Here is a 3,322-nt window from a genome sequence, read left to right on the forward strand (position 1 = left end):
ATTTATAAACAACTGATAATCTTACATATAAAAAGACAATCAACCGTTTGGTCAGCTCTTTCCCTCACTTATTCGGGCAAAAAGTAGACGTAAACAGGTTTCCCGAAAGGTCTGTTCAAACAGGCGTCGAAAACAAGATTGAAGAGAGCGGAACGGGACGTTTACCGGCAAAAAATAATTAAGAAATTTCATAACATAACTATTTATAAACGAAGCTTGGGGACTCATTTACCCGGAAACATCCCCTTGGACCAAGTGCCGCAAGAAGAAAGAAACATTTCTATTCATCTACTCGTTGGTTGAATTAAAATTCTAATGATTTATATATCATGACTGCATGATGCTTGGAGGCAAGGGATATCTCAGTGCACATGTGCACAACAAAAGCTCTTCGATGCTGCGAATATTACCTTGGAGGTTCCCTATCGGCTGAATCAGAAAAATTGGCGAACACCCTCCCGGGTTTATAAACGCTTCAGAAAACGTATCGAAACTATATTCTCCCAACTCAACGACAAGCTCATGATGATACGCAACTATGCGAAGCAGTCATGCGGGCTTTTTACCCGAATGGCAGGTAAAATCGCAGCTATGACATTCATGCAATATGTCAATTTCAGTAATCATCGTCCTATCCGACAGATAAAATATGCGCTAATTTAATTCAACCAACAGGTTTCGATTATTATAAATATTCTCATTACTTTGAAACGAATCATCTTTCCGTTCGTTCAAAAACAAATCTACAAGCCGAATCTCCTGCCATAAGTCGTATGTGCAGAGTTATACCGTGAGAATTGGAATTAGGATGTAATATAACCTTTAAAACATTATTATTCATAGACACAGAGCCCCATTCGCCTTCATAGAAATTCTTTTTTGAAGAATTTACAAGAGAAGCATTGCAAAAAACATTAGATATGGACGGATGGTAATTTGTGCAAGTAAATAGATAAGTTCCTCCTTCTTTGAGAGTTTGAATTTTAAATATCCCAGATTTTTCTTCTTTCATCTTAGTTTTCGTTTCCCACTTCATTGGAGGCCAATCTCCATCAGCAATTTCTTTATTATTATCACAAGAAGACAGTCCCAAGCTTGATACAAGAAGCGTGATTAGCATCAAAAATAAATTAGTCTTCATTCTATTAATGTTTAATTAGTTTTACAAAAAGGTTACAATAAACAATAATAGGTCTTTTTAGGCAAAAATCAAAATATATCAGCCACGAAATGAGACATATAGCAATTTAATCTATATAATGTCTAATCTAAACCAAAAATTGACAAATAAATACAATGTGCTCCCTTTCTAAAACATCAAAAAGCCAAAATCAAAAAAACATTTTGTCAAACCATTTTTTTTACTTAATTTACAGCATCTAAACATAACATAAAAAAGTATCATGAGAAGTAAAATTTTGTATTTTTTGCCGTTTTGTCTATTATTTTCTTGTAGTGAAGAATCAATAAAAGAAAAAGGGATAAATCCTCCACCACCATTAACCCCTCAAAAACAAACAGTAACTATATCAACAAGATCCGCAGGAGATGGCAGAAATGATTTATTAGGGTATGGTTATAATTGTCTATATGCATTAGCCGATAACTATAAAGGAGCAACAAACCTTGTTATCGACATTGATAGATATATAAATGGAGTTGGAATAGATCCGAAAACAAAGAATGACGTTAAAGTTCCAAAAGGAAAAATTGAAGTTTCATTAGCACATGGTGACTTTTCCCAATATGAATTATATGGTTTTTCTTTAAATGACTTTTACAAGAAAAGAAGTGGAGGATTAACGATAAATTCAGGAAAATATATACCTTGGGGAAAAATTGAGTTTACGAGGGAATTTGATAACGAAATTTCGGAAAAAGCCACAAACTCTTTTTACAGAGTAGATGCATGTATTAATACTAAACGGCTATTTTTTAATACCTTCAATAAAAAAAGACTAAAATATTTTCTAACAGAAGATTTTCTTTTTGCACTTGACAACTATTCCGCCGCTAAAATTATTGACGATTATGGAACACATGTATTGACTGATATTTTTGTGGGAGGAAAAATGTCGATTCTTGCAACAGCAATTGAGGAAGACAAGACAAAAAATGATTTAGTAACACTAACTGGAAATATCCTTGAAATAATCAAAGGAAATACCACAGAAAAAATAAAAGTTACAAATAATATCAAAGATTTATCCTTAAAAATAATTCAACATGGAGGAGCAGTACCTATTCGAACGCAGTTAATAAAAACTGATGAAGGAGAAATAGATACAAAATTTGTTAGTTGGCCAGAATGGGCTTCCAGTGTGGATATACAGCATTCGACACTTATAAAAAGCGATTTATCACATCTGATTCCTATCTGGGAATTTATTGAAGATGAATCTAAAAAAGAGGAAGTTATTCAAGAAATAAGGAAAAGAAGTCTTGCTAATAGCAGAAAAAATCCTGTTCAAATAATAAAATTTGAATCTTTCGATAAAAAAAACAACCGGGAAAATGCAATACAATACACATTAACACCCAAAGAGGTTACTATGGGAGAGAGAATAACTATAACCATTTCTTCTCATTTTGATTCAACTGTTAGAGAAAGAGGGAAACAATATCCTGATGACTATTTTTCAATAAATAGAATCTTAAAAACGGAAAATTGTAAAATAATATCTCAAGAGGTCGAACACACTCCTAATAACAGCACAAGAAGGGGCTCAAAAAAACTACCCGAAAAAATAGACATTATATATCAATTGGAAGTTACAGATTATTATACTCCCATCATCTATTTTGAACAAAAAAGTTTTATTTACAGTACAGGAAGAGGGCCCAAATTAGAAGATCTAATTTTTAAAAACTAAATAATGTGTTTCGCAGGCATGTTGGAGTCGTAGAAGATATGCGTCATCACGTCTGCGAGTTCCTTGGATGCCTTCTCCGCACGCTCTATGTACTTGCCGGCGCTTAACCCCCTGTACTCGCCTTTGCTATAGTCCCTTACATGCGTTACAACGAGTTCTCCGTCCACATATATCTTTACAAGTGAGCGTGTGCAGGGCACATGGATGTCTTGGAGACATGGCGATATGGCACGGTGTAGTAATGCTGGTCGCGTCCGAGGTATATGCAGCAGTTGGAGGACACCTTGAGATCCGTATAAGAGACTATCTCAAAGTCTGTTGCCGGCAGCGGATTCAGGTTGGGACGGTCGATGGCAAGGAAGAGTTTCTCGCCGCCTGTACGCATGTCTGCGAGGATGGTCGAGGGTGATTCCTTCTTCGCTTCGGTGTTCTGATTATAGTGGAAACGG

At 35.2% G+C, this 3,322-nt stretch carries 2 protein-coding genes and 2 pseudogenes; 2 read left to right on the forward strand and 2 right to left on the reverse strand.

Features of this window, described 5'->3' with window-relative positions:
* Nucleotides 1-325: 325 nt before the first annotated feature.
* Nucleotides 326-663: pseudogene (locus tag C234_RS18300) on the forward strand (IS982 family transposase); the annotation flags it as partial.
* 52 nt (nucleotides 664-715) lie between these two features.
* Here the strand turns inward: C234_RS18300 and C234_RS0112810 are convergent.
* Nucleotides 716-1,141: a hypothetical protein gene (locus tag C234_RS0112810; protein ID WP_027326085.1), complete on the reverse strand. Its 426-nt coding sequence runs from the start codon at nucleotides 1,139-1,141 to the stop codon at nucleotides 716-718.
* A gap of 262 nt (nucleotides 1,142-1,403) precedes the next feature.
* Between C234_RS0112810 and C234_RS16860 the strand changes: the two genes are divergently transcribed.
* Complete coding sequence (locus C234_RS16860; RefSeq protein ID WP_051290271.1) at nucleotides 1,404-2,873, forward strand: MAC/perforin domain-containing protein; 1,470 nt, start codon at nucleotides 1,404-1,406, stop codon at nucleotides 2,871-2,873.
* A gap of 175 nt (nucleotides 2,874-3,048) precedes the next feature.
* On the opposite strand, the pseudogene C234_RS17695 reads toward C234_RS16860, so the two are convergent.
* Nucleotides 3,049-3,322 (reverse strand): annotated as a pseudogene (locus C234_RS17695) (hypothetical protein); the annotation flags it as partial.

The sequence above is a fragment of the Bacteroides pyogenes DSM 20611 = JCM 6294 genome (genome assembly GCF_000428105.1).
In the GTDB taxonomy this organism is placed as follows: domain Bacteria; phylum Bacteroidota; class Bacteroidia; order Bacteroidales; family Bacteroidaceae; genus Bacteroides; species Bacteroides pyogenes.